Source organism: Reyranella sp. (genome assembly GCF_965229815.1).
Classification (GTDB): domain Bacteria; phylum Pseudomonadota; class Alphaproteobacteria; order Reyranellales; family Reyranellaceae; genus Reyranella.
The window spans coordinates 1,246,369-1,271,577 of the sequence record NZ_CBDDJN010000002.1; the positions used below are offsets into that span (position 1 = coordinate 1,246,369).

The following is a 25,209-nucleotide window of genomic DNA, read 5'->3' on the forward strand; positions in this document are numbered from 1 at the left end:
TCGCTCAGTAGTAGAGCTGGGGCGTCCACTGCCGCTCGCCCGCGCGGGCGAGGCGGCGACCCTGTTCCTGCGACAGTTCGAGCAGTTCGGCGCTGCCGTCGGCGGTCGGCTGCGCCAGCAGAAAGCGCGTCTGGCCGGCCGCCACGGTGATGATCAGCTCGCTGCTCTTCTGCGTCCCGTAGGCCCGGAGGTCGTAGAGCTTGGGCTTGAGGTCGAGGCGGATGTAGTTCGGCGCGGTCAGGCCGACGATCGGCTGGCTGCCCACCGTGATGTTGATCGGCGGCGCATCGGGCTGGGCCGGCTGGCGCACGATATAGAGCGCGGCCTCGCCGTCGTTGGCCACCGGGAAGGTGCCGGTGCCGAAGGCATTGTTGAACCGGGAGAACGAGCCTTGGCCGCTGCTGCAGGCCCCCAGCGACAGCAACGCCAACACAATCAGTAGCTTCTTCATACGCCGACCTCCGGCGCTAACGTCGACCGGCGGGGTGCGGCGGTCAAGCGGGCAAGTGCCGCTGATGGGCGACCCGCGCGGCGATCGTCCTCCCTAGGCCTTACCAGGATCGAGATTGCGAAGGAAGCGGCGGGGCAGGGCCTGCCCTGCCGGCCGGCGCACTTACTCAGGCAGCGATCAATTGCCCAATCGCCTCGTAGGGACTCGGCCAAACCCGTGAATACGAAGAATGCTAGTTGATCTCCTGACGAGGACCGCTCGACACGGCGGTCATCTTGCAAGGGCAGAAGATCAGATCGTTTTACTTCTGGCTATTGTCTTGCTGGATGGCCTTCAGTTGCGCCCGAGTATGAAATGCCGCGAGGAGAACACCAAAAACTATTGAAGTCCCTAATACAATGAAAGCCAAAATCCGCATTCTCCCGGCAGCCACATCCGAGAGGAAGCAAGACAAGATGAGACCGATGACAAAAAGAAAGATGCCTACCGTTGGTAGGGGAAAGAAATTCAGTATGAAGAGTTGCCATTTCAGAGGAAGAGAGTTCATCCGATTGACCTGGACGGGGCGCATGACCTTGAGACGGTAGTGCCGCTATAATTTTGGACTTGAACGAGCTTTGTTCCACACATCTCCAAATTCCCCTCTCTCAATTTCTTCAGGAATGAATTGAGGGTCCGCCGCGATTTCTGAAAGCGGCGCTATCGGCTCGATGCTCAAGAATATAGAGCGCGCCTTTTCTTCAGGGGGGGCGCAAAAATCCAAATGAACCGTCTGCAAACACGTACACCTTTCGGCGTTCCCAGCGATCCTCATCGATTTCGCTATATAGCGTAACCGGTTCGTTGGGTAAGCAGTGACGCCACCTCACCTTGATGTACTTCATTGCCCGTTCCCAAGCGGCTGATTGATTCCAAAACTGTTCAGTCGTCCTTCAATGTCTAGCGGCTGCGTATCTCTGCTTTGAGTTTACCGGAAGTATCGATCGAATAGCGGATACATTTGACGTGCGGGCCGACTGTTCCAGACCGGAAGTACTCTTCGACCTCTGGATAAAGTTCGATCACACTTCTAATGGCTTTGGTGATGGCTGCAGCTGCATCACGGCCAAGAGAAAACCAGGAGAGGCCAAACCAGGTCATTGAGGATCGATTGGCATACTCGCCCAACCCAGTCATAGTTCCAGCGTTCAACGACATAAGCGTCGCCAAGTCCACGAAGTGCCTCACGCTGGGCGGCAATCAAACCCGCGATTCCAAACTTCGATTCGACTCATCCCCGTATATGTCGTGCGACTCCGACATTGCGGAACGGCCATTCTATAAATCCGCTCAGCCGCTCCTCCTTCGAGGCCATAGCCAAGAACACTGGAGGCGAAGGACGCTGTGCGGCCAACTGCCGCCGCATTGGTGCCTGTCCCAGTAAGAGTTCTACTAAATCGTCGAGTATTGATCTCCGCGCGTCCTAAGCCGCCACCGGCTGCGGCAGCGCCCGCAGCCGCATGAGCGGCGACAGCACGATCACCAGGGTCGAGAGCGCGAAGGAGACCGCGATCATGACGAGCGCCGCGGGCAGGCCGGCCTCTGCCGCCACCACGCCGCCCGCGAGCGCGCCCAGCGGCCGCACGCCGTAGATCGCGGTCTGCACCGTGGCGTTGACGCGGCCGAGCAGGGGGCTCGGCGTCACGAGCTGGCGCACCGTGATCTGGCAGATCAGCCAGAGCATCGGGCCGAAGCCCAGCAGGAAGTGGCCGGCGGCGGCCCACAGGAAGCCCTTGCCGTGGGGTGCGAGCAGGAACAGGCCGGCGGCGATCACCGAGACGGCCGGCCCGAACACCAGGGTGGCGAGCGGCGGCAGGCGGCGCGAAGACACGGGCGCCACCACGGCCCCCAGGATCAGGCCGGCGCCGTAGGCCGATTGCGCGAGGCCGAGGCCGGCCGGATCGAGGCCGAGCGGGCCCAGCGCCAGCGGTGCCCAGACCGCGAGCAGGGCGAAGAAGGCGAAGTTCCAGAACACGGCGCAGAGGCTGATGCCGCGCAGCAACGCGTGGCGCACCACGAAGCGCGCGCCGGCGGCGATCGCGGCGCCGACCGGCAGGCGCGGGCCGGCCGCCGGCGGGACCGGGGTCCGCGGCAGGGCGAGGATGCAGGCCAGCGCGAGTGCCGCGCCCATCGCGGCGACGGCATAGCCCCAGGTCGGCGACAGATGCTGCGCCAGCAGGCCGGCGAGGACGGGCGCGCCCAGGCTGACGATCGCGCGGGCGAGCTCCAGCCGGGCATTGGCGCGCGGCAGGTCGGCGGCCGGCACCAGTCCGGGCAGCAGCGAGACGGCGGCCAGCGTGTAGACGACCGTGCCCGAGGCGCCGGCGAAGGCGGCGAGTCCCAGCAGGCCGGTGATGCCGGCGGCGGCTGCGACCACGGCCACGAGCGAGGCCGCCAGCCCCAGCGCCAGGCCGACGACCAGCAGGGTGCGCCGCGACACGCGGTCGGCCACGGCGCCCGCCGGCAGGGAGACGAGCAGCCAGGCCGCGCTCTGGGCGGCGACCAGCGCGCCCAGCACGCCGGGGCCGGCCCCCAGGACCAGCGAGGCGGTGAGCGGCAGGGTGGCGAGCGCCACCTGGTCGGCGGCATGGGTTCCGGCGGCGGCGCCGAGCAGGGCAATAAAGGGTTTCATGGTTGCGGTCTTATGACCGCGGCGCGGGCGGGCGATATCCGGCAGCGCTGCCTCAATTCGCGCCTTGCCCGCGACCCGGCGGGACCGGATAGAGTAAAGTGGCGGAAACGCTAGGGAGGAACTCATGGCCGGACGTGTTGCAGTGGTGACCGGTGGAACGCGCGGAATCGGCGCTGCCGTGTCGCGCATGCTGAAGGACAAGGGCTACACCGTGGCCGCGACCTACGCGGGCAACGACGAGGCGGCCCAGAAGTTCAAGGCCGAGACCGGCATCGCGGTCTACAAGTTCGACGTCGGCGACTTCGCCGCCTGCCAGGCGGTGATCGCCCAGATCGAGAAGGACCTCGGCCCGGTCGACGTGCTCGTCAACAACGCCGGCATCACCCGCGATTCGACCATGCGCCGGCTGACGCGCGACATGTGGGACCAGGTGATCGACACCAACCTCGGTTCCTGCTTCAACATGTCGAAGGCGGTGTGGGAGGGCATGAACACCCGCGGCTTCGGGCGCATCGTCAACATCGGCTCGATCAACGGCCAGGGCGGCCAGTACGGCCAGGTCAACTATGCCGCCGCCAAGTCGGGCATCCACGGCTTCACCAAGGCGCTGGCCCAGGAAGGCGCGTCCAAGGGCATCACCGTGAACGCCATCGCGCCGGGCTACACCGAGACCGACATGGTGGCGGCGGTGCCGGCCAACGTGCTCGAGAAGATCGTCGCCAAGATCCCGGTCGGCCGCCTGGGCAAGGCCGACGAGATCGCGCGCGGCGTGATGTTCCTGGTCGCCGACGATGCCGGCTTCGTCACCGGCTCGACCCTGTCGATCAACGGCGGCCAGCACATGTACTGAGGCGGTGGTCCGCTGCGCCGGCGCGCGCGGCGGGGAGGGATCGCCGTGACGGCAGTGCCTGCACTTCGTCGGTCCATGAGCCCTGCCGGGACACAATCCATTGGGGGTCGGCGCGCGTCCGGCGCGTCCCCCGGTGCGCAAAAACTCGGTCGCGCTTGCCCCTTTGAATAACTGAAGTTATCATTCATCCAGGAGTGCGTATCATGCCGAGGCTCACCGAGTACAAGGACATGGCCCCGCGGGCCAAGGCCGTCGTCGACGGCATCGCCCAGGCGCGCGGCATCGATCCGGCCGCGATCAACAATGTGTGGAAGGCGCTGGCCAGGGATCCGGCGGTGATGGAGCAGTTCGCCGCCGAGATGAAGGCGGCCTTCGCCCCCGGCACGCTCGATCCGCTGACCAAGGAGCTGATCTATCTCGCCGTCAGCATCACCAACCAGTGCGAGTACTGCATCGCCTCGCACGGCGCGATGGCGCGCGCCAGGGGCATGACCGGGGAGATGCACGCCGAGTTCATGGCGGTGGTGCTGGCCGCCCAGAAGGGCAACAAGATCGCCATGGGCTACCGCGTGCCCGTCGACGCGGCGTTCGAGGAGAAGTGACCGTGTCCGATGCGAAGGCCCACACCCTCGAGGCGCCGACCCTCAAGGCGCCAATCTGGGATGCGAACCTCTACCTGAAGTTCGCCGACGCCCGCCTGCGGCCGGCGCTCGACCTGATGGGCCGCCTCGACCCGGCCAATGCCGCGCGGCCGGGGCACGCGATCTACGATCTCGGCTGCGGCGCCGGCAACATCACGCGCCTGCTCGCCGAACGCTTTCCCGGCCCGCCGGTGATCGGCATCGATTCGTCGGAGGAGATGCTGGCCAAGGCGCGCAGCCAGACGGCCGATTCCCGTGTCAGCTTCACCAAGGGCGATCTCGCGCATTTCGAGCCCGGCCTGCCGCCGGGGATCCTCTACAGCAATGCCGCCTACCAGTGGGTCGAGAACCACATCGACCATTTCCCCGGCCTGCTGAAGCTTCTGCCCTCGGGCGGACAACTCGCGATCCAGATGCCGCGCAACCACGAGGCGCCCTCGCACGCGCTGATGAAGACGGCGGCGGAGAAGGGGCCGTGGCGCGACAAGCTCGCCGGCGTGGGCGGCATCCGCCCCGTCTGGGAGCCCGCGCGCTACTACGACGCGCTGAAGCCGCTCTGCTCGGATCTCGAGGTCTGGGAATCGATCTACCAGCAGCCCCTGACCGGCAAGGACCCGGTCGCCCAGTATACCGCCGGCACCGGCCTGCGGCCCTACATGGAGGCGCTCGACAAGGAAGAAGCCGCCGCCTTCTACGACATCTACCGCACGCTGATCGCCGAGGCCTACCCGACGCGCGCCGACGGCATCACGCTCTTCCCGTTCCGCCGCCTGTTCATCGTGGCCCGCCGCGCATGATCCTGCGCCGCCTGCTCGCGGCCGCGCTCCTGCTGCTCGGCCTCGGTCCGGCGGTCGAGGCGGCGCCGCGCACGATGGTGGCCGCGGCCAACCCGCTGGCGGTCGAGGCCGGCCTCGACGTGCTGCGCCGCGGCGGCTCGGCGGCCGATGCGGCGGTCGCGGTGCAGATGGTGCTGGGCGTGGTCGAGCCGCAGGCTTCGGGGATCGGCGGCGGCGGCTTCCTGCTGCACTACGACGGCGCCACGCGCGCCATCGTCGCCTATGACGGCCGTGAGACGGCGCCGGCCGGCGCCACGCCCGACCTCTTCCTGAAGGACGGCAAGCCGCTCGGCTTCCGTGAAGCTGTGGCGTCGGGCCTGTCCGTCGGCGTTCCGGGCGCCGTCGCGCTGCTCGAGCAGGCGCACCGCGCGCACGGCCGTCTGCCCTGGGCCTCCCTGTTCGAGCCGGCGATCCGTCTCGCCGAGCAGGGCTTCGACGCGCCGCCGCGGCTTGCGACCTGGCTCGAGCGCCTGCCCGGGCTGCGTGCGGATCCCGGCATCGCCGCCGTCTATTTCCATCCCGACGGATCGCCGCGCCGCGCCGGCGAGCGCATCGTCAATCCGGCGCTGGCCGACACGCTGCGCCGGGTCGCCGCCGAGGGCGCACGGGCCCTGTCGGAAGGTCCGATCGCCGCGGAGATCGTCGCCCGCGTGCAGGGCCATGTGCGGCCGGGCACGCTGGCGCCCGCCGATCTCGCCGGCTACCGCGTGATCAGCCGCGAGCCTCTGTGCGGCCCCTACCGGGTCTGGATCGTCTGCGGCATGCCGCCGCCCTCGTCCGGCGGTCTCGCCATCCTCCAGATCCTGGGCCTGCTCGAACCCTTCGCGCTGTGGCACGACCGGCCCGACGACGTGCGCGCCCTGCACCTGGTCGCGGAGGCCAGCCGTCTCGCCTTCGCCGACCGCGACCGCTATGTCGCCGACCCGGCCTTCGTCGACGTGCCGGTGGCCGGGCTGCTGTCGCCGGCCTACCTCGCCGAGCGCCGCAAGCTGATGTCGACCGAGCGCAGCATGGGCCCGGTCGGGCCCGGCCTGCCGCCGGGCTATGTCGAGCGCGGCACCAGCCACATGAGCATCGTCGATGCCCGCGGCGACGCGGTCAGCTTCACCACCACGGTGGAGGCGCCGTTCGGCGCCGGCATCATGGTGCGGGGCTTCCTGCTCAACAACGAGCTCACCGACTTCCGGGCCCAGCCCGAGGTCGGCGGCAAGCCGGTGGCCAACCGCGTCCAGCCGGGCAAGCGGCCGCGCTCCTCGATGTCGCCGACCGTCGTGCTCGACCGCGACCGCGCGCTGGTGGCGGCGCTGGGCTCGGCGGGCGGCAGCCGCATCATCGGCGACACGCTGCAGGCCCTGCTCGGCCTGCTCGACTGGAACCTGTCCATGCGGGACGCGCTGGCCCAGCCCCGGCTCATCAACCGCAACGGGCCGACCGAGCTGGAGCAGGGGACCGTGCTGATGGAGCGGGCCGACGCCTTGCGCGCGCTGGGCCATGAAGTACAAGTCCGCCGACACGAGGGCGGACTGACCGGCATCCGCCGGTTCGAGGATGGCTGGCAGGGTGCCGCCGATCCCCGCCGCGACGGCGTGGCCATGGGAGAATAGGTCCTTGTCTCAGAAGAAACTGCCGAGTGTGCTGTTGCGGGCCGGCGAGGATCGCCGCGTGCGCGCCGGCCATCCCTGGGCCTTCTCCAACGAGATCCTGATGGATGCCGAGACGAAGGCGCTTCCGCCGGGCTCGCTGGCCGTCCTGCGTGCGCCGAGCGGCGAGGCTCTGGGCCTCGTCACCTTCAATCCCCATTCGCTGATTGCCGCGCGCGTCCTGACGGGCAATCCCGAGGCCACGGTCGATGCGCTGTTCCTCGGCCGGCGGCTGGCGCAGGCGGTGGCGCTGCGCGACCGCCTGATCGGCGTTCCCTACTACCGGCTGATCCATGCCGAGGCCGACGGCCTGCCCGGCGTCATCGTCGACCGTTTCGGCGACGCACTCGTGGTCCAGGTGAACAGTGCCGGCATGGAGCTCCTGACCCCGGTGCTGCTCGAAGCGCTGGAAGCCGAGCTCCAGCCGGCCACCATCGTGCTCAAGAACGATTCGCCGGTGCGCGAACTCGAGGGGCTGAAGCGCGAGGTCACGGTGCCCAGGGGCTCGGCCGACGGCACGATCGAGCTGGTCGAGAACGGCGCCCGGTTCGTCGCCGACCTGTCGGGCGGCCAGAAGACCGGCTGGTTCTACGACCAGCGCGACAACCGGCGCTTCATGGCCGAACTGGCGAAGGGCTCGAGCGTGCTCGACGTCTACAGCTACTCGGGCGGCTTCGGCGTGCTGGCGGCCGCGCGCGGCGCCAAGTCCGTCGTCTGCATCGACCGCTCGCAGCCCGCGCTCGACGCGGCGCGCGCCGCCGCGGCGCTGAACGGCGTCGAGCAGACCGTGTCGTTCGAGAAGGCCGAGGTGTTCGATGCGCTGGAGAAGAGCGCCGGCAAGCGCTTCGACGTCGTGATCTGCGACCCGCCGGCCTTCGTGAAGAGCCGCAAGGACCTCAAGACCGGCGCCCAGGGCTACCGCAAGCTGGTGCGGCTGGCGGCGCCGCTGGTCGCCAAGGGCGGCTTCTTCTTCGTCGCCTCCTGCTCGCATCTCGTCGATCCGCCCCTGTTCGCCGAGCAGGTCCGGCGCGGCCTGCGCGATGCCGGCCGCGGCGGCCGCATCCTGCGCAGCTCCGGCGCGGCGCTCGACCATCCGGTCCATCCCGGCCTGCCCGAGACGGCGTATCTCAAGGCGCTGACGCTGCAGCTCGATTGATGTTCGACCCGCGCCCCCTGTCATCCCGAGCGCAGCGAGGGACCTTTGAGGCCAGAGGAAAGGTCCCTCCCTTCGGCTCCGCTCAGGGCAGGCGCTGCGCTCGGGGTGACGAATAGTGCTCCGTCCCGGCCCTCGAAACCTCATCACCGACGTCGACGGGATCCTGGTCGGCAACCACGAGGACGGGCGCCTGCGCTCGGGCGTGAGCGTGGTCCTGTGCGAGCAGCCGGCGGTCGCCTCCGTCGACGTGCGCGGCGGCGCGCCCGGCACGCGCGAGACCGACCTGCTCGATCCGTCGTGCCGCGTCGACCGCGTCGATGCGATCTGCCTCTCGGGCGGATCGGCCTTCGGCCTGTCGGCGACCGACGGGGTGATGCGCTGGCTGCGCGAGCGGGGCCGCGGCGTCGCCATCGCCGACATCGTGGTCCCGATCGTGCCGACGGCCATCCTGTTCGACCTGCTGAACGGCGGCGACAAGGGCTGGGACTGGCCGCCCTACCGCGAGATGGCCCATGACGCGACCGGCCGGGCGGCGCGCGACTTCGCGCTCGGCAATGCCGGCGCCGGGCTCGGCGCCAAGGCCGGCAACCTCAAGGGCGGGCTGGGCTCGGCCTCGGCGGTCGATCCGGCGACCGGGCTGCAGGTTGGCGCCCTCGTCGCCGTCAACGCGCGCGGCTACACGACCATGGGCAACCTGCCGCAGTTCTGGGCCTGGGCGCTGGAGCAGGACGGCGAGTTCGGCGGCCTGCCGCCGCCGGCTCGCGGCCTGTCGCTGGCGGTGAGCCATGACCGCGCCGACCTCACGCACGATCCGGCCGATGTCGCGCGCAGCGATCCGCGTGCCAACACCACCATCGCCGTCGTCGCCACCAATGCGCGCCTCGACAAGGCGTCGGCCAACCGGCTGGCGGTGATGGCGCAGGACGGGCTCGCCCGCTCGATCCGGCCGGTGCACACGCCGCAGGACGGCGACACGGTGTTCGCCGTGGCGACCGGCCGTCACGATCTCGCAATCGATCCCCTGGCGCTGGCCGAACTCGGCACGCTGGCTGCGGATTGCCTGGCGCGCGCCGTGGCGCGCGGCGTCTACCATGCCGAGAGCCTCGGCGCCGCGCGCGGCTGGCGGGAGACATTCGGCCGCTGATAGACTGGCCCTTCCACGAACGGAGGACTTCCGTGATCAAGCTTTCCCGCCGTCATCTCGTCGGCGCCGCCGGCGCGCTCGCCACCGTATCGCTGGCCGGCGCCGGAGCGCACGCCCAGGCCAAGAACCGGCTGGTGATCGGCATGTCGCTCGAGCCGCCGGTGCTCGATCCCACCAAGAACGCCGCCGCGGCGATCCGCGAGGTGACGACGCCCACCATCTACGAGGCGCTCGGCCGCATCGACCGCAAGGGCGGGATCGGGCCGGGCCTGGCCGAGAGCTGGACGATCTCCGAGGACGGCAAGGAATACGTCTTCAAGATCCGTCAGGGCGTCGTCTACAGCGACGGCGAGAAGCTCGACGCCTCGGTGGTGAAGTTCTCGCTCGACCGGCTGTTCGCGCCGGACTCCACCGTTCCCGCCAAGTCGCTCTACACCGACATCGAGAAGGTCGAGGTGGTCGACCCGTCGACCGTCAAGGTCACGCTGAAGTCGCCCAACTCCTTCCTGCTCTACAGCCTGTCGCTGGGCGACGCCGCGATCATGCATCCGAAGTCGGCGCCGACCAACGACAAGCATCCGATCGGCACCGGGCCGTTCATGTTCAAGGAGCGCAAGGAGGGCGATTCGATCACCCTCGTGAAGTCGCCGACCTACCGCGATCCGGGCTCGATCAAGCTCGACACGGTGGTCTTCAGGATCATCAAGGATCCCTCGGCGCAGGTGAGCGCGCTGCTGGCGGGCGACGTCGATGCCTTCCCGGGCTTCCAGGCGCCCGAGCTGGTCGAGCGCCTGAAGAAGGATCCGCGCTTCAATGTCGTGGTCGGCACGACCGAGGGCGAGGTCATCCTGGCGACCAACAACGGCAAGAAGCCGTTCGACAATCCCAAGGTGCGCCAGGCGATCGCCCACGCCATCAACCGCGACGAGCTGATCTCGGCCGAATCCGGATTCGGCACGCCGATCGGCAGCCACTTCGCGCCGCACAACATGGCCTATGTCGATCTCACCAAAACCTATCCGTTCGACATCGCCAAGGCCAAGGCGCTGCTCGCCGAGGCGGGCTATCCCAACGGCTTCGAGGCCAGCCTCAAGCTGCCGCCGGTGGGCTACGCCCAGCGCTCCGGCGAGGTGGTCGCCGCCCAGCTCGGCAAGATCGGCATCAAGCTCGCGATCACCCAGCTGCAATGGCCGCAGTGGCTGTCGGAGGTCTTCAAGGAGAAGAACTACGACCTCACCATCGTGGCCCATACCGAGGCCAACGACCTCGACCGCTACGCGCGCGACAACTACTACTGGAACTACGTCTCGCCGGCCTTCAAGGCCAAGTGGCGCGAGGTCGTGGGCACCACCGACTTCGCCAAGCGCGACCAGTTCCTGAAGGACGCCCAGAAGATCATCGCCGAGGACGCCGTCAACGGCTTCCTGTTCCAGCTCGCCAAGATCGGCGTGTGGAAGAAGGACCTGGTCGGCCTGTGGGAGAACTCGCCGACGCCGCAGCTCGACCTGACGGGCGTGCACTGGAAGTGACTGTTTCCTCCTCCCCACGAAGTGGGGAGGTGGCCGCGCGAGCGGACGGAGGGGTCATGAGCAGCAAGGCCGATGCTCATGACCCCTCCGGCCCTTCGGGCCACCTCCCCAGCTTCGCTGGGGAGGAGCTCCTGCGCCATGCTTGAGTTCCTCTCCCGCCGCCTCGCCGCCGCGCTGGTGACGCTGTTCCTCGCGACGCTGGTCGTGTTCGCGGTGGTCGAGGTGCTGCCGGGCGATCCGGCGCTGGTCATGCTGGGCACCGACGCGCGGCCCGACACGCTGGCCGCGCTGCGCGCCAAGTTCGGCTTCGACCAGCCGCTCGGTGTCCGCTACCTCGAATGGATCGGCGGGCTTCTGTCCTTTCATCTCGGCACCAGCCACGCCTACGGCACGCCGGTCGCCAAGCTGATCGGCGACCGCCTGGCCGTGACCCTGCCGCTGGCGGCGCTGGCGCTCGGCTGGTCCGCGCTGGTCGCCATACCGCTCGGCGTGTTCGCTGCCTGGAAGCATGGACGGCCGGGCGACTGGGGGGTGATGGGTCTTACCCAGGTCGGCATCTCGATCCCCAACTTCTGGTTCGGCATCCTGCTGGTGCTGGCCTTCGCCGTGACCTGGCAGTGGTTCCCCGCCGGCGGCTTCCCGGGCTGGCAGCAGCCGCTCAAGGCGGCGCACGCCCTGGTGCTGCCGGCGCTGGCGCTGTCGCTGGGCGAGATCGCCATCCTGACCCGCGTCACCCGCTCGGCCATGCTCGACACGCTGCGCGAGGACTATGTGCGCACCGCCCGCGCCAAGGGCGCCGGCGAGGCGCGCGTGCTGTTCCGCCATGCCCTGCGCAATGCGCTGATCCCCGTGACGACGGTGGCGGGCCTGATCGCCGGCTTCCTGGTCGCCGGCGCCGTCATCATCGAGAGCGTGTTCCGCCTGCCCGGCGTCGGCCAGCTCGTCTACGATTCGATCAACGCCCGCGACCTGATCGTCATCAAGAACGTGGTGATCCTGTTCACCCTGCTGGTGCTGGCGGTGAACCTGCTGGTCGACCTCGCCTACGCGCTGCTCGATCCGCGGCCGCGGATCCGGGCCTGAGGAACAGGGAATGAGCGGCTTCCTCGCCCGCGCCGCGCGCCATGTCGGCTTCCAGGTCGGGGCCGTGCTGCTGCTGCTGTTCGTCGGCACGGCGCTGGTCTCGGTCTTCTGGACGCCCCATCCGGTCGATGCGCTGCAGATGCGGGCCAAGCTGATGCCGTCGTCCGCCGCCTGGCCGCTCGGCACCGACCATCTCGGCCGCGACGTGCTCTCGCGCATCATGGTCGGCGCCCAGACCTCGATCACGGTCGGGCTGATCGCGGTGGCGATCGGCCTGTCGCTGGGCGTGGCGCTCGGCGCCTGGGCGGCGGCGCGCGGCGGCTGGGTCGACGAGGCGCTGTCGCGCGCCTCCGACCTGATCTTCGCCTTCCCGGCGGTGCTGATCGCCATCCTGATCACCTCGGTGCTGGGGGCGAGCGCGGTCAACGCCATCCTGGCGATCGCGATCTTCAACGTGCCCATATTCGCCCGCGTGACGCGCGGCGCCGCGCTCTCGATGTGGGGCCGCGACTTCGTGCGCGCCGCCAAGGCGATGGGGCTGGGTCCGCTCGGCATCACGCTGCGCCACGTCCTGCCCAACATCGCGAGCGTGCTGATCGTGCAGGCGACCATCCAGTTCGCTGTCGCCATCCTGGCCGAAGCCGGACTATCCTACCTGGGACTGGGCGCGCAGCCGCCGGTGCCGTCGTGGGGCCGCATGCTGCGGGATGCGCAGACCTACGTCTTCCAGGCGCCGGAACTTGCGATCTGGCCGGGCCTCGCCATTGCGCTCGCCGTCCTGGGTCTCAACATGCTGGGCGACGGGCTGCGCGATCTCCTCGATCCGCGGCTGCGGTTGCTCCGCGTCGGATAGGAGAACGCCATGACGGCAGCGATCTTCCTGGTGACGGCCATCGCCATGATGGCGGCGGTGGCGGGGCTGCGCGGCATCGCCGTCGGACTGTTCATGGTCAGCCTCGTGACGGCCGGCTTCTGGCTCGACCATCACATGGTCGACCGTCTCCTCCTGTCGTTCTAGGGGGCCGCCATGACCGGTCTCGTCCGCTTCGGCAACGGCCTCGCCGTCGCCGCCATCGCCGCCCTGCTGATCGCCTCCTTCGTCTGGCAGGTCGCGCTCGCCGAGCTGCCGTGCCCGCTCTGCCTGCTGCAGCGCACCGCCTTCGCGCTGGTGGCGTTCGGCTTCGTGCTCAACCTGCGCTTCGGCGTGCAGCCGATGCACTACGGCCTGTCGCTGCTGGCCGCCCTGCTGGGCCTCGCCATGGCCGTGCGCCAGATGATGCTGCACATAACCCCGGGCGACGGCGGCTTCGGTTCGGCCTTTCTCGGCCTCCATCTCTACACCTGGGCGGCGATCGCCTTCCTCGCGACCATCGCCGGCATCGCCGTGCTGATGATCCTGGGCGGACGGCCCGATCCCGACCGCAACGACCACGTGGCGTCGCTGCGCTTCCGCGGCCTGTCGCGCTTCTTCGTCTACCTTCTGATCGTCGTCACGCTGGTCCAGGCGGCCGGCAGCTTCGCGCAGTGCGGTCCCGTCGACTGCCCGGACGATCCGACCGGCTACTGGATCGCCCGCTTCATGCCCGGAAGCCTGTCCTGAGGGATCAGGTGCGGGGCCCGAGCTCGGCGTCCTTCTTGGGGATCAGGTCGTAGGGCAGGGCGAAGCCCGGCATCGCCAGGATGCGGTCGCGCCACGCCCTTGCATGGGGCCGCGTGTCGAGCGACAGGCCGCCCTCGGCCATGAACACCATGCGGCCCCAGCAGCCGATGTCGGCGATGGTGCAGCGGTCGCCGACCAGAAACTGCCGCCCCTCCAGGCTGCGGTCGACGAAGTCGAGCGCCGCCTCGGCCTGCGGCCGGAAGAAGTCCATCACCGCCGGATCGACGGCGCGGAAGCGGTGGAAATGGCGGACGCGCGCCACGTTGACGATGGCGTCGTTCTCCCAGGCGAGCCATTCGCGCGCCCGCCAGCGGTCCTGCTCGGTCGCTGCCTCGAAATGGCCCGTCGTGCGCGCCAGGTAGTCGAGGATGACGTTCGACATGACCAGGGTCAGGCCGCGATGGCGCAGGACGGGCACCTGGCCGTAGCGGTTGATCGCGAGGTGCGCCGCCTCCTTCTGGACGCCGTTCTTCAGGTTCACGGTCCGGAACGAGAAGGGCAGGCCGGACAGCGCCAGGAACAGCATCGGCTTGTAGGTCGAGCTCGAGGTGAAGCTGCCGTGCAGCACCAGGCGGTCGTCGTCGGTCATCTTGTCTCCGCGATCTTGCCGTTCGGCGCGATCCTTGCCTATTGGACTGCCAGCAACCCGCCGGAGGGCTCGATGTCCGACGAACGCCAGACCGTCATCCTGGGCGACCGCCGCTATGCCGTCCATCGCAAGTGGGCCCGCCTGCCGGCGGGCGAAAGCTTCGGCTTCGTCTCGGACCTGATGGTCGATGCCGACGGCCGTATCCATGTCGCCCAGCGCGGGAGCGACCGGCCCATCCTGGTGTTCGAGCGCGACGGCAAGCTCGCCGGCACCTGGGGCGCGGGCCAGCTCGCCGATCCGCACTACCTCAATGCCGCCCCGGACGGCTCGATCCTGGTCGCCGATCGCGACGCCCACCAGATCCTGCGCTTCGACCGCGCGGGCACGCTGCTGCAGGGGCTGGGCCGCCGCCACTTTCCCGCGCTCGACGCGCCGTTCAACCATCCGACGGCGGCGGCGCAGACCCCGGACGGCGAGATCTATGTCGCCGACGGCTACGGCAATTCCAGCGTCCATCGCTTCGCCGCCGACGGCAGCCTGATCGCGACCTGGGGCGGGCACGGCGACGGGCCCGGCGCCTTCACGACGCCGCACGCGATCTGGATCGACCGCTACGACCGCGTCCTGGTCGGCGACCGCGAGAACAACCGCATCCAGGTCTTCGACCGCAAGGGCGCCTACCTGACCGAATGGGGCGACTTCTATCATCCGATGCAGATCTGGGTGGACGACCGCGACATGGTGTTCGTGACCGACCAGATCCCGCGCATCAGCCTGCTGAACGCCGAGGGCGAGCTGGTCGGCCGCTGCCGCGGCGCCATCAACGGCGCGCACGGCCTCTCGGGCGACGCCGAGGGCAACCTCTACCTGGCCGAGCTGCCGCCCCAGGAGATCACCAAGCTCGAGCGGCTGAACTGACCGGTAGACACGACAGCCCCTCCTTACTCGAGGAAGTCGGTCCCTTGGACGAGCAGATCGTCCCACAGCGTCTGGAAGGACGACCATGAGAACTCCGGACTGCCCAGGGCGCGCTGGAGGCCGCGGGCCATCTCGTCGGGCCAGCGTCGGGGTTCACCCGCGGCGGTTGCCAGCAATTGCACGTGGCAAGCCTTGTCGAGACTGATGAAGCGCCAGGCCGCTTCGTCGACGCTCAGTCCCGTCGTGAACAGCCCGTGACCGGACTGGATGGCGGTTCGCTTGTCTCCGAACCCCGCGGCGAACTGCGCCGCGGTTTGGGCGTCGAAGGAAAGGCGCGGTTCCGTGATGATGGCCTGATCCTCGAAGAAGACGGCCGTGTCCTGCGTGATGGGATCCACGGGGCGGCCGAACGTCGACCACGCGGAGCCATAGACCGAGTGCGCGTGACAGACCGCCACCACCTCGGGCCTGGCCTCGTGCACCGCGGCATGCAGCATCACGCCGACGGGATTCACGGGGGTATCGCCGTACGTCAGCTTGCCCGTGTGGTCGACCTGCACGACGTCGGACACGCGCATGCGCTTGAACGATACCCCGAGCGGGTTGGCCCAGAAGCGATGCGGATCCTCCGGGTCCCTGACCGTCAGGTGTCCCAGCAGTCCTTCCGAGAAACCAAGCTGGCCAAAGATGCGGCAGGCGCCCGCGAGACGCTCGATGCGATGGCGGCGCTCGTCTTGCGGCCGCTCGAACACAGGCTGCGTGCGTGTCCGGAAACCGGTCGCTTCCTTGGGCATGGTCGCCATGGTCTGGATCCTTCGGTTGGTCATCGGGTGACGGTTTCTTCGCATCGGCAAAGGTATCGGCGAGGTCGACAGCCTCACCACCCCGTCCCCCGACTCGAGTTTCACCTCAGGTAGTCGTTCAGGCGGGTCCACAACCAGGGCTTAGCAGGTATAGTCTGCACGCGGGAGGCTTTCCGGTGACAAACGGAAGCCCCTGGAGACAGTCCATGGCGGGTAGCGCACGACGGCAACCTCTACCGGACCGGGCGGCCGCCGCAGGAGATCGCCAGGCTCGAACGGCTGAACTGACCTCCGAGCGTCAGCGCGCGACCACCAGCACCGGCGCGGCGAGCGACTGGATCATGCCCAGCGTGCGCGGGCCGAGGAACTTGCCGTCGCCGCGGCGGAAGGCGGTGCCCAGCACCACGAGGTCGTAGCGGCCGCGGCGCAGCTCGCGGGCGATCTCGCGGTCGGGACGCGGGCTGGTCGCCGTCAGGCCCTTCACCGGCACGCCGCTGCGCCGCCCGAGCCGGCGGGCATCGACCAGCAGCGACATGCCGAGGCGCCGGGCGCGGCCGCGCAGCAGCAGCGTCTCCTCGCGCGGATCGAAGACGTGCAGCACGGTGAGCGTGCCGCGGCTGGCGCCGGCCAGCGCCAGCGCGAACTCGGTGGCCAGCCGCGCCTCGGGGCTGCCGCCGGTCGGCACCAGGATGTCGAGCGGCGCGTCGACCGACAGGCGCAGCCGGCGGCCGTTCACGACCGTCGCGATGGGGCCGTCGAAGGAGGCGACCAGCGTCCCGAGCGGCTCCTCGAAGCGCGGCGCCGTGGCCGAGATGGGTTGGGCGAGGCCGACGAGGGCGATGCCGTAGCCCTTGGTCACTTCCTTGTCGATCGCATGGTCGGTTGGCACGAGGCGCGCCTGGACGAGCTCGTCGAGGGACGGCTGGGGCTTGGCCTCCAGCGGCTCGGTCGGCTCGGGCAGGTTGCTGATCACCGCGCCGAACGCCGCGGCGAGACGGGCGCGGCCGGGCGGAGGCGCCTTGTCGGGCGTTTTTTCTGCCTTCTCCTTCTCCTCCGCCGGCGGCGCGGCTTCGCTCGCGTCGGCCGCGTCCTCCGGCTTCTCCTTCTTCTCCTCGCTCGAGATTTCGAGCAGGGTCGTCAACATGCCCTGGCGCGCGACGAACAGGCCGGTGAGGGAAGCGGCCAGCCGGCCGTTGGCGCTGTCGTCGACGACCGCGAGCGCGCGCTCGATGCGCGGCAGGGCCTCGTTCTCCTCGGCAGTCTCCTTCTCCAGCCGCTGAGCCTCGTCGGGACGCAGCGGCACGCGCGCCATCATCCAGCGCAGCGTCGGCGGCATGGCCATGGTGGTCACGATCGCCATCGCCACGATCATCGTGTAGAGCTGCGAGCTCAGCGCCCCCATCGCGAGGCCGATGCTGGCGATCAGCACCTCGGTCGACCCGCGGGCGTTCAGCCCCGTCGCCATCGCCAGCGATTCCTTCCAGGTCAGACCGCCGGCCAGGCCGCCCGCCAGCGCGCCCAGCGACTTGCCGATGCTGGCGATCAGGATCACCACGACGGTGAAGCCGAGCAGCGTCGGATCGAGCAGCGTCCTGAGGTCCATGCCCAGCCCGGCGACGGCGAAGAAGACCGGGCTGAAGAAGGCGACGATGAAGCCGCGCAGCTCGTCCTCGATATGCTCGGTCAGGATCGGCGACTGGCCGACCAGCAGGCCGGCGATGAAGGCGCCGAGCGCGGTGTGCACGCCGATCAGCTCGGTGGTGAGCGCCATCGCCAGCATGATCAGCAGGATGGCGCTGACGACCGGGACCTCGATGGTCAGGTTGTCGTTGCACCACACGATGAGTCGCGCCACCAGGCGCTTGCCGACGGTCAGGGTGATGCCGAGGAAGACCGCCGTGAGGCCGAGGCTGATGCCGATATGCTCGAAGCTCACCACGCCCTTGGCCGCGATGCCCGAGATGACCGCGATGATGATCCAGGCCAGCGTGTCGTCGAGGATGGCCGTGGCGAGGATGAGCTGGCCGAGGTCGCGCCGGATGGCGCCCACCTCGAGGAGCACCATGGCCACGATCTTGACCGAGGAGATGGACAGCGCCGTGCCGAGGAACAGCGCCGTCACCAGCCGGGCGGTGTCCGACGGGATCAGGCTCGCCGGCAGGGCGTAGGCCAGCCCGACGCCGCAGGCGAAGGGAATGGCGATGCCGAACAGCGAGCTCGACACCACGGCGCGGCGCCGGCGGTTGACCAGCGCGAGGTTGGTTTCCATGCCGGTCAGCAGGAGCAGCAGCAGGATGCCGATCTGCGACACGGCATCGATCATGCTCTTGAGCTTGGGCGTGTCGGGGAAGATCACCTGCCGCCATTCGGGCAGCAGGGCGCCGAACACCGAGGGTCCCAGCAGCACGCCGGCCAGGAGCTGGCCGAAGATGGCGGGCTGGCCGAGGCGGGTCATGCCCTCGCCGAGCGCGCGTCCGAAGAAGAGCAGCAGGATGAGCTCGGCCGCGAAGACCGCTATCGAATGATCCGCCTCCAAACGCGTCGCTCCCCCAGCCGATGCTCCAGACAACGCCGGAAGGCCGCCGCCGTTCCGGCGCCGGACGCCGCGGCGGCCCTGCACGCGGCATCGCGCCAAGGTCCATGGACTCCCGGACGCCGGCATCGGAAACTTGGCCTCAGTCGAGGAGCGCGTGCATGGACAAGGCGACGATGGAAGTGCTGGCCCGCCGGGCCGGGCTGGACAAGGCACTGGCCGAGTTTCCCGAGGACGTGGCGGCGGCGGCCAAGCAGGCGGCCGACGTCGCCAGCCGGATCAGGCAGCCGGCCGATCCGGCGGCCGAACCCTGGCCGCCGATGCGCGCCGGGAGCGGCCTGTGAGGGACGGTCCGCTGGGCGAGCTGCACTGGCTCGGCGTCGCCGACGCGGCCGAGGCCATCGCCAGCCGCGACCTGTCGCCGGTCGAGCTGATGCAGGCGCTGCTCGACCGCATCGATGCCCTCGATCCGCGGCTCAACGCCTTCCTGCGGCTCGATGCCGGGGCCGCGATGGCCGCGGCGCGGGCGGCGGAGTCCGAGGCCGCGGCGGGCCGCCTGCGCGGGCCGCTGCACGGCGTGCCGGTCGGCCTCAAGGACATCATCGACGTCGCGGGCCTGCCCACGACCTGCCATTCGAAGATCCTCGAGGGCAATGTCGCCGCGGCCGACGCGGTCTGTGTCGAGAAGCTGCGCGGCGCGGGCGCCATCGTGGTCGGCAAGCTCTCGACCCACGAGTTCGCGATCGGCGGACCGAGCTTCGACCTGCCCTGGCCGCCGGCGCGCAACCCGTGGAACACGGACCATCATCCCGGCGGCTCCTCCTCGGGCTCGGGATCCGGCGTCGCCGCCGGCCTGTTTCCGATGGCGCTCGGCACCGACACCGGCGGCAGCGTGCGCAACCCGGCGAGCTGCTGCGGCATCGTCGGGCTGAAGCCGACCTACGGGCTAGTGTCGCGCCGCGGCGTCTTCCCGCTGTCCTTCACGCTCGACCATGTCGGGCCGATGACGCGCAGCGTCGCCGACAATGCGCTGATGCTGGCGGCGATCGCCGGCCACGACCCGCTCGATCCCGGCAGCGCCGCGGCGGCGCGCGGGCACCATGCCGAGGCCCTGGAGCGCGGCATCCGCGGCCTGCGCGTCGGCTTCGTCCGCCACTTCCACGAGGTCGACACGCCGGCCGAGCCGGAAGTCACGGCCGCGCTCGGCCACGTGATGCGCACGCTGCAGATGGAGGGCGCGGAGGTCCGCGACGTCACGCTGCCGACGCTCGGCGAGTTCGGCGCGGTCAATCGCGTGATCCTGCAGAGCGAGGCCTTCGCCATCCACGGCAAGTGGCTGCGCGAGCGGCCGGGCGACTATGGCGAACTGTCGCGCAAGCGGCTGCTGGCGGGCGCCTTCTTCGGCGCCGGCGACTACGTGCAGGCGCAGCGCCGCCGCCTGCAGATGATCGCCGAGGTCGAAGCCGTCCTGCGCGAGGTCGACGTGCTGCTGTGCGCCAGCTCGATGGATCCGCCCTGCCGCATCGACGTGCCGGCCGATGTCGACCGCACCTATCCGCGCCAGGCGCGCACGCCGTTCAACGTCACCGGCCATCCCGCGCTCGCGATGATGGCCGGCCTGTCGGTCGACGGCCTGCCGCTGTCGGTGCAGTTCGTCGGCCGCTACTTCGACGAGGCGACCGTCTACCAGGTGGCCCGTGCCTGGGAGCGCGCCGCCGGCACCGACCGCAAGCACCCGCCGATCGTCTGACCCGGGAGCGCCGCGCGCGGTATCCCAACGCGCGACGACTCGAGACCCATCGTCATCGTGCTGGGGGCGCGCCACTCCGTGGCGCGTCAGTGGAGCGCGGACCGCCTCACAAGCTCTCCGCGGTGCTCATGGGCTGTCGCATGAAGACGCGCCACGGAGTGGCGCGCCCCCAGCAAATGAGTCGACCCGATGTCATCACGCTCTCAGGCCGGCGCGCGGCGGCGCATCAGCAGGGCGCTGGCATAGACGCCGCCGCACAGGGCCAGTCCCACCAGGTCGGTCACCAGGCCGGGCACGAGCAGGCCGAGCGCCGCCGCCACGAGCACGCCGCGCTGCACCCAGTTGATGCGGCCGACCCGGTACAGCCAGCCTTCGAGGCCGGCCGCCAGCAGCAGCACGCTGAAGCAGGCGGTCGCCACGTCGTGCAGGATGTGCAGCGGCGAGCCTTCCAGGATCAGCGTCGGGTTGAGCACGAACAGGAAGGGCAGCACGAAGTTGATCAGCCCCAGCCGCATCGCCCAGATGCCGGTCCTCCAGGGGTCGGACTTGGCGATGCTGGCGGCGGCGATGGCGGCCAGTGCCACCGGCGGCGTGATGAAGGAGATCAGGCCCCAGTAGAGGATGAACAGGTGCGAGCCGATCGGGTTCAGCCCGCCTTCGATCAGGGCCGGGCCGAGCGTCACCGCGAGGAAGATGTAGCAGGCGCTCGACGTCATCCCCATGCCCAGGATGAAGCTCGTGATCGCGCCGAATACCAGCAGCAGGTAGACGTTGCCGCCGGCGAACTGCAGCAGCTCGCGCGAGAAGGCGCCGCCGACCCCGGTATAGGACAGCGCACCGACGATGAAGCCGACGCCGGCCAGGATGGCGACGATGTTGACGATGTTGCGCGTCGTGTCGATCGCGAGGTCGCGCAGGCCGGCGAGGCCGAAGCGCTTGCTGCCGAACACGATCGTGGTGCCGACCAGAACGGCCGTGGCGATGTAGGGCGCCAGGGCCTCGCGCTTCATGACCAGCAGCAGGTAGGTGAGCAGGCCGAGGCTGAACAGGAAGTGCCAGCCCTGCTTCAGCACCGGCAGGAGCTTCGGGATCTCCTCCGCGGGCTGGCCGCGCAGCCCGTGGCTGGCGGCATAGTGGTCGGCCTGCAGCAGCAGCGCGCCGTAGTAGAGCAGCGCCGGCACCACGGCCGACAGCATCACCGTGCTGTAGGGCACGTTCAGGAACTCGGCCATGATGAAGGCGACCGCACCCATGACCGGCGGCATCAGCGCGCCGCCGGTCGAGGCGCAGGCCTCGACGGCGCCGGCATAGTGGGCCGGGTAGCCGATTCGCTTCATCGTCGGGATGGTGATCTGGCCGGTCGTGACGACGTTGGAGATCACGCTGCCCGACAGAGAGCCGAAGAAGCCGCTCGACAGGACGGCGACCTTGGCCGGGCCGCCGCGGGCGCGGCCCAGCAGCGCCGTCGCCAGCGCCATGAAGAACTCGCCGCCGCCGGTGACGACCAGCGCCGAGCCGAAGATGAGGAAGCCGACCAGCAGCGAGGCGACGGTGCGCATCGGCACGCCGATGATGCTTTCGACGCCCATCGCGTGGGCGCTCACCGTCTCGGCGAGGCTGCTGCCCGGCCCCCACAGGAAGCCCGGCATGTAGTCGGCGAAGGCGGGATAGAGCGCGAAGAAGGCGCAGAGCGAGACCAGCACGGGCCCGCCGGCGCGCCGCACGCCCTCGAGCGCCAGCAGGCAGATGACCGCGGCGACGCCGACCGCGAGCGGCGGCGCGGCGAGGTCCCAGCCCTCGGCGACGATGCGGCCGCCGTTCCACGCGAGGTAGCCGGTCGTGGCGAGGCAGGCGCCGAACAGGATCCAGTCGTACCAGGGGATCGCGCCGCGATCGGCGTGGCGGGCCGGATAGGCGAGGAAGGCGATCGACAGGAAGAGGCCGAGCAGCAGGTAGTAGAACGACGTGTCGATGATCGGCTCGCCGAAGATCTGCAGGTTGAACGTCTGGTTGATGGTGAGCACGACGCCGACGCTGCCCATCGCGAGCGCGAGCCAGTACGAGAAGCCGCTCAGGCGGTCACGTCCGCCGTCCTCCGGCGCAAGTTCGATCGCGCCGGCCTCGCTTCTGTCGTTCATGCCGACAGTTCCTCCCTGCAACGTGCCGCATTCCCGACACTTTCATCGTTCGGATGAGTTTGACCCGTATGCGGGTTGTTTGCCAATGTCTTTGCCTCGAATGAATACGCACATGGGAGGAAGTGAAATGAAGAGACGTGACGTGATGCTGGGTTCGACCGCGCTGGTGCTGGCCGGCGGCTCGGCGGCGCACGCGAAGCTGCCCGACAGCTCGGTCTGGACGGCCTACGATCTCGGCTCGTCCGGCTACGCGGAAGCATCGGGCATCGCCGACGCGATCATGAAGAAGCACCCGATGAAGGTGCGCATCGTCCCGTCCGGCACGTCGATCGGCCGCCTGCTGCCGCTGAAGCAGGGCAAGGCCACCTACGGCTTCCTCGCCAACGAGCTCTACTTCGCCGCCGAGGGCACCTACGACTTCGGGGTGCCGGCCTGGGGCCCGCAGGACGTGCGCGTCGTGCTGGCGCGGCCGGCCGGCAACGCCATGGCGACGGCCGGCGACATCGGCGTCAAGTCGATCAAGGACCTGAAGGGCAAGCGGATCGGCTACGTGAAGGGCAACCCATCGGTCAACGTCAAGACCGACGCCTATCTCGCCTTCGGCGGACTGACGCGCGCCGACGTCGAGGTCGTGTGGTTCGGCAGCTACAACGCCATGAAGACGGCGGTGATCAACAACCAGCTCGATTCCTTCTCGAGCGTGACCACCTCGGCCAACATGCGCGAGATCGAGGCGAGCCCGCGCGGCCTCACCTATCCCCCGTTCCCGCCGTCGGACAAGGAAGGCTGGGACCGCATCCGCCAGGTCGCCGACTTCTTCGAGCCCTATCGCGAGACGGCGGGCGCCGGCATCTCCAAGGACAAGCCGATCGACCTCGTGGGCTACCGCTATCCGATGATCGCGACCTACGCCAACGCCAATGCCGACGAGGTCTACTCGCTGGTCAAGGCGATCGACGAGTCGATGGACCTGATCAAGAACATCACCGGCAGCGCCATCAACTGGGCGCCCAAGGTGTCGGGCAAGCCGCCGGCCGACGCGCCCTGGCACGAAGGCTCCATCCGCTACCTCAAGGAGGTCGGCATCTGGACGCCCGAGCACCAGGCCTGGCAGGACAAGCGCATGGAGCGCCTGAAGAAGATCCAGGCCGGCTGGGCCGATGCCCGCAAGAAGTTCAAGGGCAAGGACGAGGAGTGGCCCGCCTTCTGGGAAGAGTACCGCGTCAAGACGCTCGGCCTCCACCCGAGCTCGGCCTGACCTTTGGGCTCGGTCGGGACGACGGGCTTTCCCGTCGCCCCGACCGGCGCGCTCATCGCCGCATTACATCTTTTCGTCCGGCACGCCTTGTCGGCTGCCGGGGGACGGCCTTAAGTCCCGGGGACAGAACCCGAGGCTCCCATGGCGTCATCGCACCGGCCGAAAAAGCAGCTCCGTCTCGGCGCCTTCATGCGCCCCGTCAGCATCCACACGGCGGCCTGGCGCTATCCCGGCGGCACGCCGGACGCCAACTTCAACCTCAAGGCGCTGATCCGCTACGCCCAGACGCTGGAGCGCGGCAGGTTCGACGCCTTCTTCATGGCCGACCACCTGGCGGTCCTGAACATGCCCATGGAGGCGCTGAAGCGCAGCGCCACCGTGACCTCGTTCGACCCGCTGACGCTCCTGCCGGCGCTCGCCATGCACACCGAGCGGCTCGGCCTGATCGCCACCGCCTCGACGACCTTCGAGCCGGCCTACACGATCGCCCGCCGCTTCGCCTCGCTCGACCATATCTCCGACGGCCGCGCCGGCTGGAACCTCGTCACCACGTCCAACCCGGACGCCGCGCTGAACTTCGGCATGGACGAGCAGATGGAGCATGCCGAGCGCTACGCCCGCGCCCGCGAGTTCTTCGACGTCGTCACCGGCCTGTGGGACTCGTGGGCCGACGATGCCTTCGTCCGCGACGTCGAGTCGGGCATCTACTTCGATCCGGCGAAGCTCCACGTGCTGAACCACGAAGGCCGGTACCTGAAGGTGCGCGGGCCGCTCAACATCGCCCGCCCAGTGCAGGGCTGGCCGGTGGTGGTGCAGGCCGGCGCCTCCGATGCCGGCCGCCAGCTCGCCGCCGAGACGGCCGAGATGGTGTTCGCCGCCGGCGGCCCGATCGAGGCCGGGCGCGAGTTCTACGGCGACGTGAAGGCGCGCGCGGCGCGCGCCGGCCGCAACCCCGACCACATCAAGATCCTGCCCGGCGCCTTCGTCGTCGTCGGCTCCTCGCTCGACGAGGCGCGCGAGAAGCGGGCGCGGCTCGACAGCCTGGTGAGCTACGACAGCGGTATCGCCGCGCTGTCGATCGCGATCGGCCAGGACGCGCGCAAATTCGATCCCGACGGGCCGCTGCCGGAAATCCCGGATACCAACGCCAGCAAGAGCGGCCGCGAGCGCGTGGTCGCGCTGGCCCGGCGCGAGAACCTCACGGTGCGCCAGATCGCCGGCCGGCTGGGCGGCTATGGTGGGCTCGGCATGCTGGGCACGCCGGCCATGATCGCCGACCAGATGGAGGAATGGCTGACGACGGGCGCCTGCGACGGCTTCAACGTCATGTTCCCCTACCTGCCGGGCGGGCTGGACGATTTCGTCGACCGGGTCGTGCCCGAGCTGCAGCGCCGCGGCCTGTTCCGCACCGAGTACGAGGGCCGCACCCTGCGCGAGAATCTCGGCCTGCCGCGGCCGGAGAACCGCTTCTTCGCCGTTCCCGCGAAAGCGGCGGAATGACGGGCGGCGTCGTCCGCCCGATGGTTTCCTCCACGCCGGAAACGCTCTAGCTTCCGCGC

At 69.4% G+C, this 25,209-nt stretch carries 25 protein-coding genes; 16 read left to right on the top strand and 9 right to left on the bottom strand.

The genetic code is table 11. The features are described from left to right. Window positions 1-4: 4 nt before the first annotated feature. The 5 genes from ACO073_RS06415 to ACO073_RS06435 all read right to left on the bottom strand — a co-directional run bounded on the left by ACO073_RS06415 (window position 5) and on the right by ACO073_RS06435 (window position 3,122). Complete coding sequence (locus ACO073_RS06415; protein WP_421996324.1) at window positions 5-451, bottom strand: hypothetical protein; 447 nt, start codon at window positions 449-451, stop codon at window positions 5-7. A gap of 592 nt (window positions 452-1,043) precedes the next feature. After that, entirely contained in the window at window positions 1,044-1,229 is a 186-nt protein-coding gene (locus tag ACO073_RS06420) for a DUF6881 domain-containing protein (protein WP_421996325.1), read from the bottom strand. Continuing rightward, the gene (locus ACO073_RS06425; RefSeq protein WP_421996326.1) at window positions 1,192-1,335 is read right to left on the bottom strand and encodes a DUF6881 domain-containing protein; all 144 of its coding nucleotides are present in this window, start codon (window positions 1,333-1,335) and stop codon (window positions 1,192-1,194) included. Before ACO073_RS06425 ends, ACO073_RS06420 begins: the two co-directional genes overlap by 38 nt. Window positions 1,336-1,390: 55 nt before the next feature. Then, window positions 1,391-1,591: a hypothetical protein gene (locus ACO073_RS06430; protein ID WP_421996327.1), complete on the bottom strand. Its 201-nt coding sequence runs from the start codon at window positions 1,589-1,591 to the stop codon at window positions 1,391-1,393. 322 nt (window positions 1,592-1,913) lie between these two features. After that, a complete protein-coding gene (locus ACO073_RS06435) occupies window positions 1,914-3,122 on the bottom strand; it encodes an MFS transporter (protein WP_421996328.1) in 1,209 nt (402 codons plus the stop codon). Window positions 3,123-3,246: 124 nt separating this feature from the next. On the opposite strand from ACO073_RS06435, the gene phbB reads away from it, so the two are divergent. From phbB to ACO073_RS06490, 11 genes are all read left to right on the top strand, one after another. Then, window positions 3,247-3,972, top strand: a complete 726-nt coding sequence (phbB, locus tag ACO073_RS06440; protein WP_421996329.1) for an acetoacetyl-CoA reductase — start codon at window positions 3,247-3,249, stop codon at window positions 3,970-3,972. A gap of 203 nt (window positions 3,973-4,175) precedes the next feature. Then, window positions 4,176-4,574 carry a carboxymuconolactone decarboxylase family protein gene (locus ACO073_RS06445; RefSeq protein WP_421996330.1) on the top strand — a complete coding sequence of 133 codons (399 nt, stop codon included), beginning with the start codon at window positions 4,176-4,178 and terminating at the stop codon, window positions 4,572-4,574. A gap of 2 nt (window positions 4,575-4,576) precedes the next feature. Further along, complete coding sequence (locus ACO073_RS06450; protein WP_421996331.1) at window positions 4,577-5,410, top strand: methyltransferase domain-containing protein; 834 nt, start codon at window positions 4,577-4,579, stop codon at window positions 5,408-5,410. After that, window positions 5,407-7,053 carry a gamma-glutamyltransferase gene (gene ggt, locus ACO073_RS06455; RefSeq protein ID WP_421996332.1) on the top strand — a complete coding sequence of 549 codons (1,647 nt, stop codon included), beginning with the start codon at window positions 5,407-5,409 and terminating at the stop codon, window positions 7,051-7,053. The genes ACO073_RS06450 and ggt overlap by 4 nt, the downstream gene beginning before the upstream one ends. A gap of 4 nt (window positions 7,054-7,057) precedes the next feature. After that, window positions 7,058-8,245 carry a class I SAM-dependent rRNA methyltransferase gene (locus ACO073_RS06460; protein WP_421996333.1) on the top strand — a complete coding sequence of 396 codons (1,188 nt, stop codon included), beginning with the start codon at window positions 7,058-7,060 and terminating at the stop codon, window positions 8,243-8,245. A gap of 112 nt (window positions 8,246-8,357) precedes the next feature. Then, on the top strand, window positions 8,358-9,389 hold the full coding sequence (locus ACO073_RS06465; RefSeq protein ID WP_421997405.1) for a P1 family peptidase: 1,032 nt from the start codon (window positions 8,358-8,360) through the stop codon (window positions 9,387-9,389). Window positions 9,390-9,421: 32 nt separating this feature from the next. Beyond that, window positions 9,422-10,918, top strand: coding sequence for an ABC transporter substrate-binding protein (locus ACO073_RS06470; protein WP_421996334.1), 1,497 nt, complete (start codon window positions 9,422-9,424; stop codon window positions 10,916-10,918). A 138-nt stretch (window positions 10,919-11,056) separates the two neighbouring features. Beyond that, entirely contained in the window at window positions 11,057-12,001 is a 945-nt protein-coding gene (locus ACO073_RS06475) for an ABC transporter permease (RefSeq protein ID WP_421996335.1), read from the top strand. A 10-nt stretch (window positions 12,002-12,011) separates the two neighbouring features. Next, window positions 12,012-12,854, top strand: coding sequence for an ABC transporter permease (locus ACO073_RS06480; protein WP_421996336.1), 843 nt, complete (start codon window positions 12,012-12,014; stop codon window positions 12,852-12,854). A gap of 9 nt (window positions 12,855-12,863) precedes the next feature. Continuing rightward, window positions 12,864-13,019, top strand: coding sequence for a DUF5993 family protein (locus tag ACO073_RS06485; RefSeq protein ID WP_421996337.1), 156 nt, complete (start codon window positions 12,864-12,866; stop codon window positions 13,017-13,019). Window positions 13,020-13,028: 9 nt separating this feature from the next. Continuing rightward, complete coding sequence (locus ACO073_RS06490) at window positions 13,029-13,601, top strand: disulfide bond formation protein B (RefSeq protein ID WP_421996338.1); 573 nt, start codon at window positions 13,029-13,031, stop codon at window positions 13,599-13,601. A 4-nt stretch (window positions 13,602-13,605) separates the two neighbouring features. On the opposite strand, the gene ACO073_RS06495 is transcribed toward ACO073_RS06490, so the two are convergent. After that, a complete protein-coding gene (locus ACO073_RS06495) occupies window positions 13,606-14,250 on the bottom strand; it encodes a glutathione S-transferase family protein (RefSeq protein WP_421996339.1) in 645 nt (214 codons plus the stop codon). A 72-nt stretch (window positions 14,251-14,322) separates the two neighbouring features. Here ACO073_RS06495 and ACO073_RS06500 point away from each other — a divergent pair, with 72 nt between their 5' ends. Then, window positions 14,323-15,168, top strand: coding sequence for a 6-bladed beta-propeller (locus ACO073_RS06500; protein ID WP_421996340.1), 846 nt, complete (start codon window positions 14,323-14,325; stop codon window positions 15,166-15,168). Window positions 15,169-15,191: 23 nt separating this feature from the next. Here the strand turns inward: ACO073_RS06500 and ACO073_RS06505 are convergent, their stop codons facing one another. Further along, window positions 15,192-16,016: a class II aldolase/adducin family protein gene (locus ACO073_RS06505; protein WP_421997406.1), complete on the bottom strand. Its 825-nt coding sequence runs from the start codon at window positions 16,014-16,016 to the stop codon at window positions 15,192-15,194. A gap of 253 nt (window positions 16,017-16,269) precedes the next feature. Continuing rightward, window positions 16,270-18,507 carry a cation:proton antiporter gene (locus ACO073_RS06510; protein ID WP_421996341.1) on the bottom strand — a complete coding sequence of 746 codons (2,238 nt, stop codon included), beginning with the start codon at window positions 18,505-18,507 and terminating at the stop codon, window positions 16,270-16,272. A gap of 158 nt (window positions 18,508-18,665) precedes the next feature. Between ACO073_RS06510 and ACO073_RS06515 the strand changes: the two genes are divergently transcribed. Then, window positions 18,666-18,848, top strand: coding sequence for a hypothetical protein (locus ACO073_RS06515; protein ID WP_421996342.1), 183 nt, complete (start codon window positions 18,666-18,668; stop codon window positions 18,846-18,848). Next, window positions 18,845-20,254 carry an amidase gene (locus ACO073_RS06520; protein ID WP_421996343.1) on the top strand — a complete coding sequence of 470 codons (1,410 nt, stop codon included), beginning with the start codon at window positions 18,845-18,847 and terminating at the stop codon, window positions 20,252-20,254. The genes ACO073_RS06515 and ACO073_RS06520 overlap by 4 nt, the downstream gene beginning before the upstream one ends. Window positions 20,255-20,457: 203 nt before the next feature. On the opposite strand, the gene ACO073_RS06525 is transcribed toward ACO073_RS06520, so the two are convergent. Then, window positions 20,458-22,392: a TRAP transporter permease gene (locus ACO073_RS06525; protein ID WP_421996344.1), complete on the bottom strand. Its 1,935-nt coding sequence runs from the start codon at window positions 22,390-22,392 to the stop codon at window positions 20,458-20,460. Window positions 22,393-22,519: 127 nt separating this feature from the next. On the opposite strand from ACO073_RS06525, the gene ACO073_RS06530 reads away from it, so the two are divergent. Together ACO073_RS06530 and ACO073_RS06535 are read left to right on the top strand one after the other, a co-directional pair. Further along, on the top strand, window positions 22,520-23,650 hold the full coding sequence (locus ACO073_RS06530; protein WP_421996345.1) for a TAXI family TRAP transporter solute-binding subunit: 1,131 nt from the start codon (window positions 22,520-22,522) through the stop codon (window positions 23,648-23,650). A gap of 141 nt (window positions 23,651-23,791) precedes the next feature. Continuing rightward, window positions 23,792-25,150 (top strand): LLM class flavin-dependent oxidoreductase, encoded by a 1,359-nt coding sequence (locus tag ACO073_RS06535; RefSeq protein ID WP_421996346.1) that lies wholly within the window; start codon window positions 23,792-23,794, stop codon window positions 25,148-25,150. Window positions 25,151-25,209: the final 59 nt, after the last annotated feature.

What these genes read in the sequence shown, in the direction of transcription:
- ACO073_RS06490 (WP_421996338.1), top strand. Translation starts at nt 13,029, where the DNA reads ATGACCGGTCTCGTCCGCTTCGGCAACGGCCTCGCCGTCGCCGCCATC.
- ACO073_RS06485 (WP_421996337.1), top strand. Translation starts at nt 12,864, where the DNA reads ATGACGGCAGCGATCTTCCTGGTGACGGCCATCGCCATGATGGCGGCG.
- ggt (WP_421996332.1), top strand. Translation starts at nt 5,407, where the DNA reads ATGATCCTGCGCCGCCTGCTCGCGGCCGCGCTCCTGCTGCTCGGCCTC.
- ACO073_RS06500 (WP_421996340.1), top strand. Translation starts at nt 14,323, where the DNA reads ATGTCCGACGAACGCCAGACCGTCATCCTGGGCGACCGCCGCTATGCC.
- ACO073_RS06515 (WP_421996342.1), top strand. Translation starts at nt 18,666, where the DNA reads ATGGACAAGGCGACGATGGAAGTGCTGGCCCGCCGGGCCGGGCTGGAC.
- ACO073_RS06480 (WP_421996336.1), top strand. Translation starts at nt 12,012, where the DNA reads ATGAGCGGCTTCCTCGCCCGCGCCGCGCGCCATGTCGGCTTCCAGGTC.
- ACO073_RS06425 (WP_421996326.1), bottom strand. Translation starts at nt 1,335, where the DNA reads ATGAAGTACATCAAGGTGAGGTGGCGTCACTGCTTACCCAACGAACCG.
- ACO073_RS06495 (WP_421996339.1), bottom strand. Translation starts at nt 14,250, where the DNA reads ATGACCGACGACGACCGCCTGGTGCTGCACGGCAGCTTCACCTCGAGC.
- ACO073_RS06475 (WP_421996335.1), top strand. Translation starts at nt 11,057, where the DNA reads ATGCTTGAGTTCCTCTCCCGCCGCCTCGCCGCCGCGCTGGTGACGCTG.
- ACO073_RS06435 (WP_421996328.1), bottom strand. Translation starts at nt 3,122, where the DNA reads ATGAAACCCTTTATTGCCCTGCTCGGCGCCGCCGCCGGAACCCATGCC.
- phbB (WP_421996329.1), top strand. Translation starts at nt 3,247, where the DNA reads ATGGCCGGACGTGTTGCAGTGGTGACCGGTGGAACGCGCGGAATCGGC.
- ACO073_RS06415 (WP_421996324.1), bottom strand. Translation starts at nt 451, where the DNA reads ATGAAGAAGCTACTGATTGTGTTGGCGTTGCTGTCGCTGGGGGCCTGC.
- ACO073_RS06505 (WP_421997406.1), bottom strand. Translation starts at nt 16,016, where the DNA reads ATGCGAAGAAACCGTCACCCGATGACCAACCGAAGGATCCAGACCATG.
- ACO073_RS06430 (WP_421996327.1), bottom strand. Translation starts at nt 1,591, where the DNA reads ATGACCTGGTTTGGCCTCTCCTGGTTTTCTCTTGGCCGTGATGCAGCT.
- ACO073_RS06530 (WP_421996345.1), top strand. Translation starts at nt 22,520, where the DNA reads ATGAAGAGACGTGACGTGATGCTGGGTTCGACCGCGCTGGTGCTGGCC.
- ACO073_RS06445 (WP_421996330.1), top strand. Translation starts at nt 4,176, where the DNA reads ATGCCGAGGCTCACCGAGTACAAGGACATGGCCCCGCGGGCCAAGGCC.
- ACO073_RS06535 (WP_421996346.1), top strand. Translation starts at nt 23,792, where the DNA reads ATGGCGTCATCGCACCGGCCGAAAAAGCAGCTCCGTCTCGGCGCCTTC.
- ACO073_RS06525 (WP_421996344.1), bottom strand. Translation starts at nt 22,392, where the DNA reads ATGAACGACAGAAGCGAGGCCGGCGCGATCGAACTTGCGCCGGAGGAC.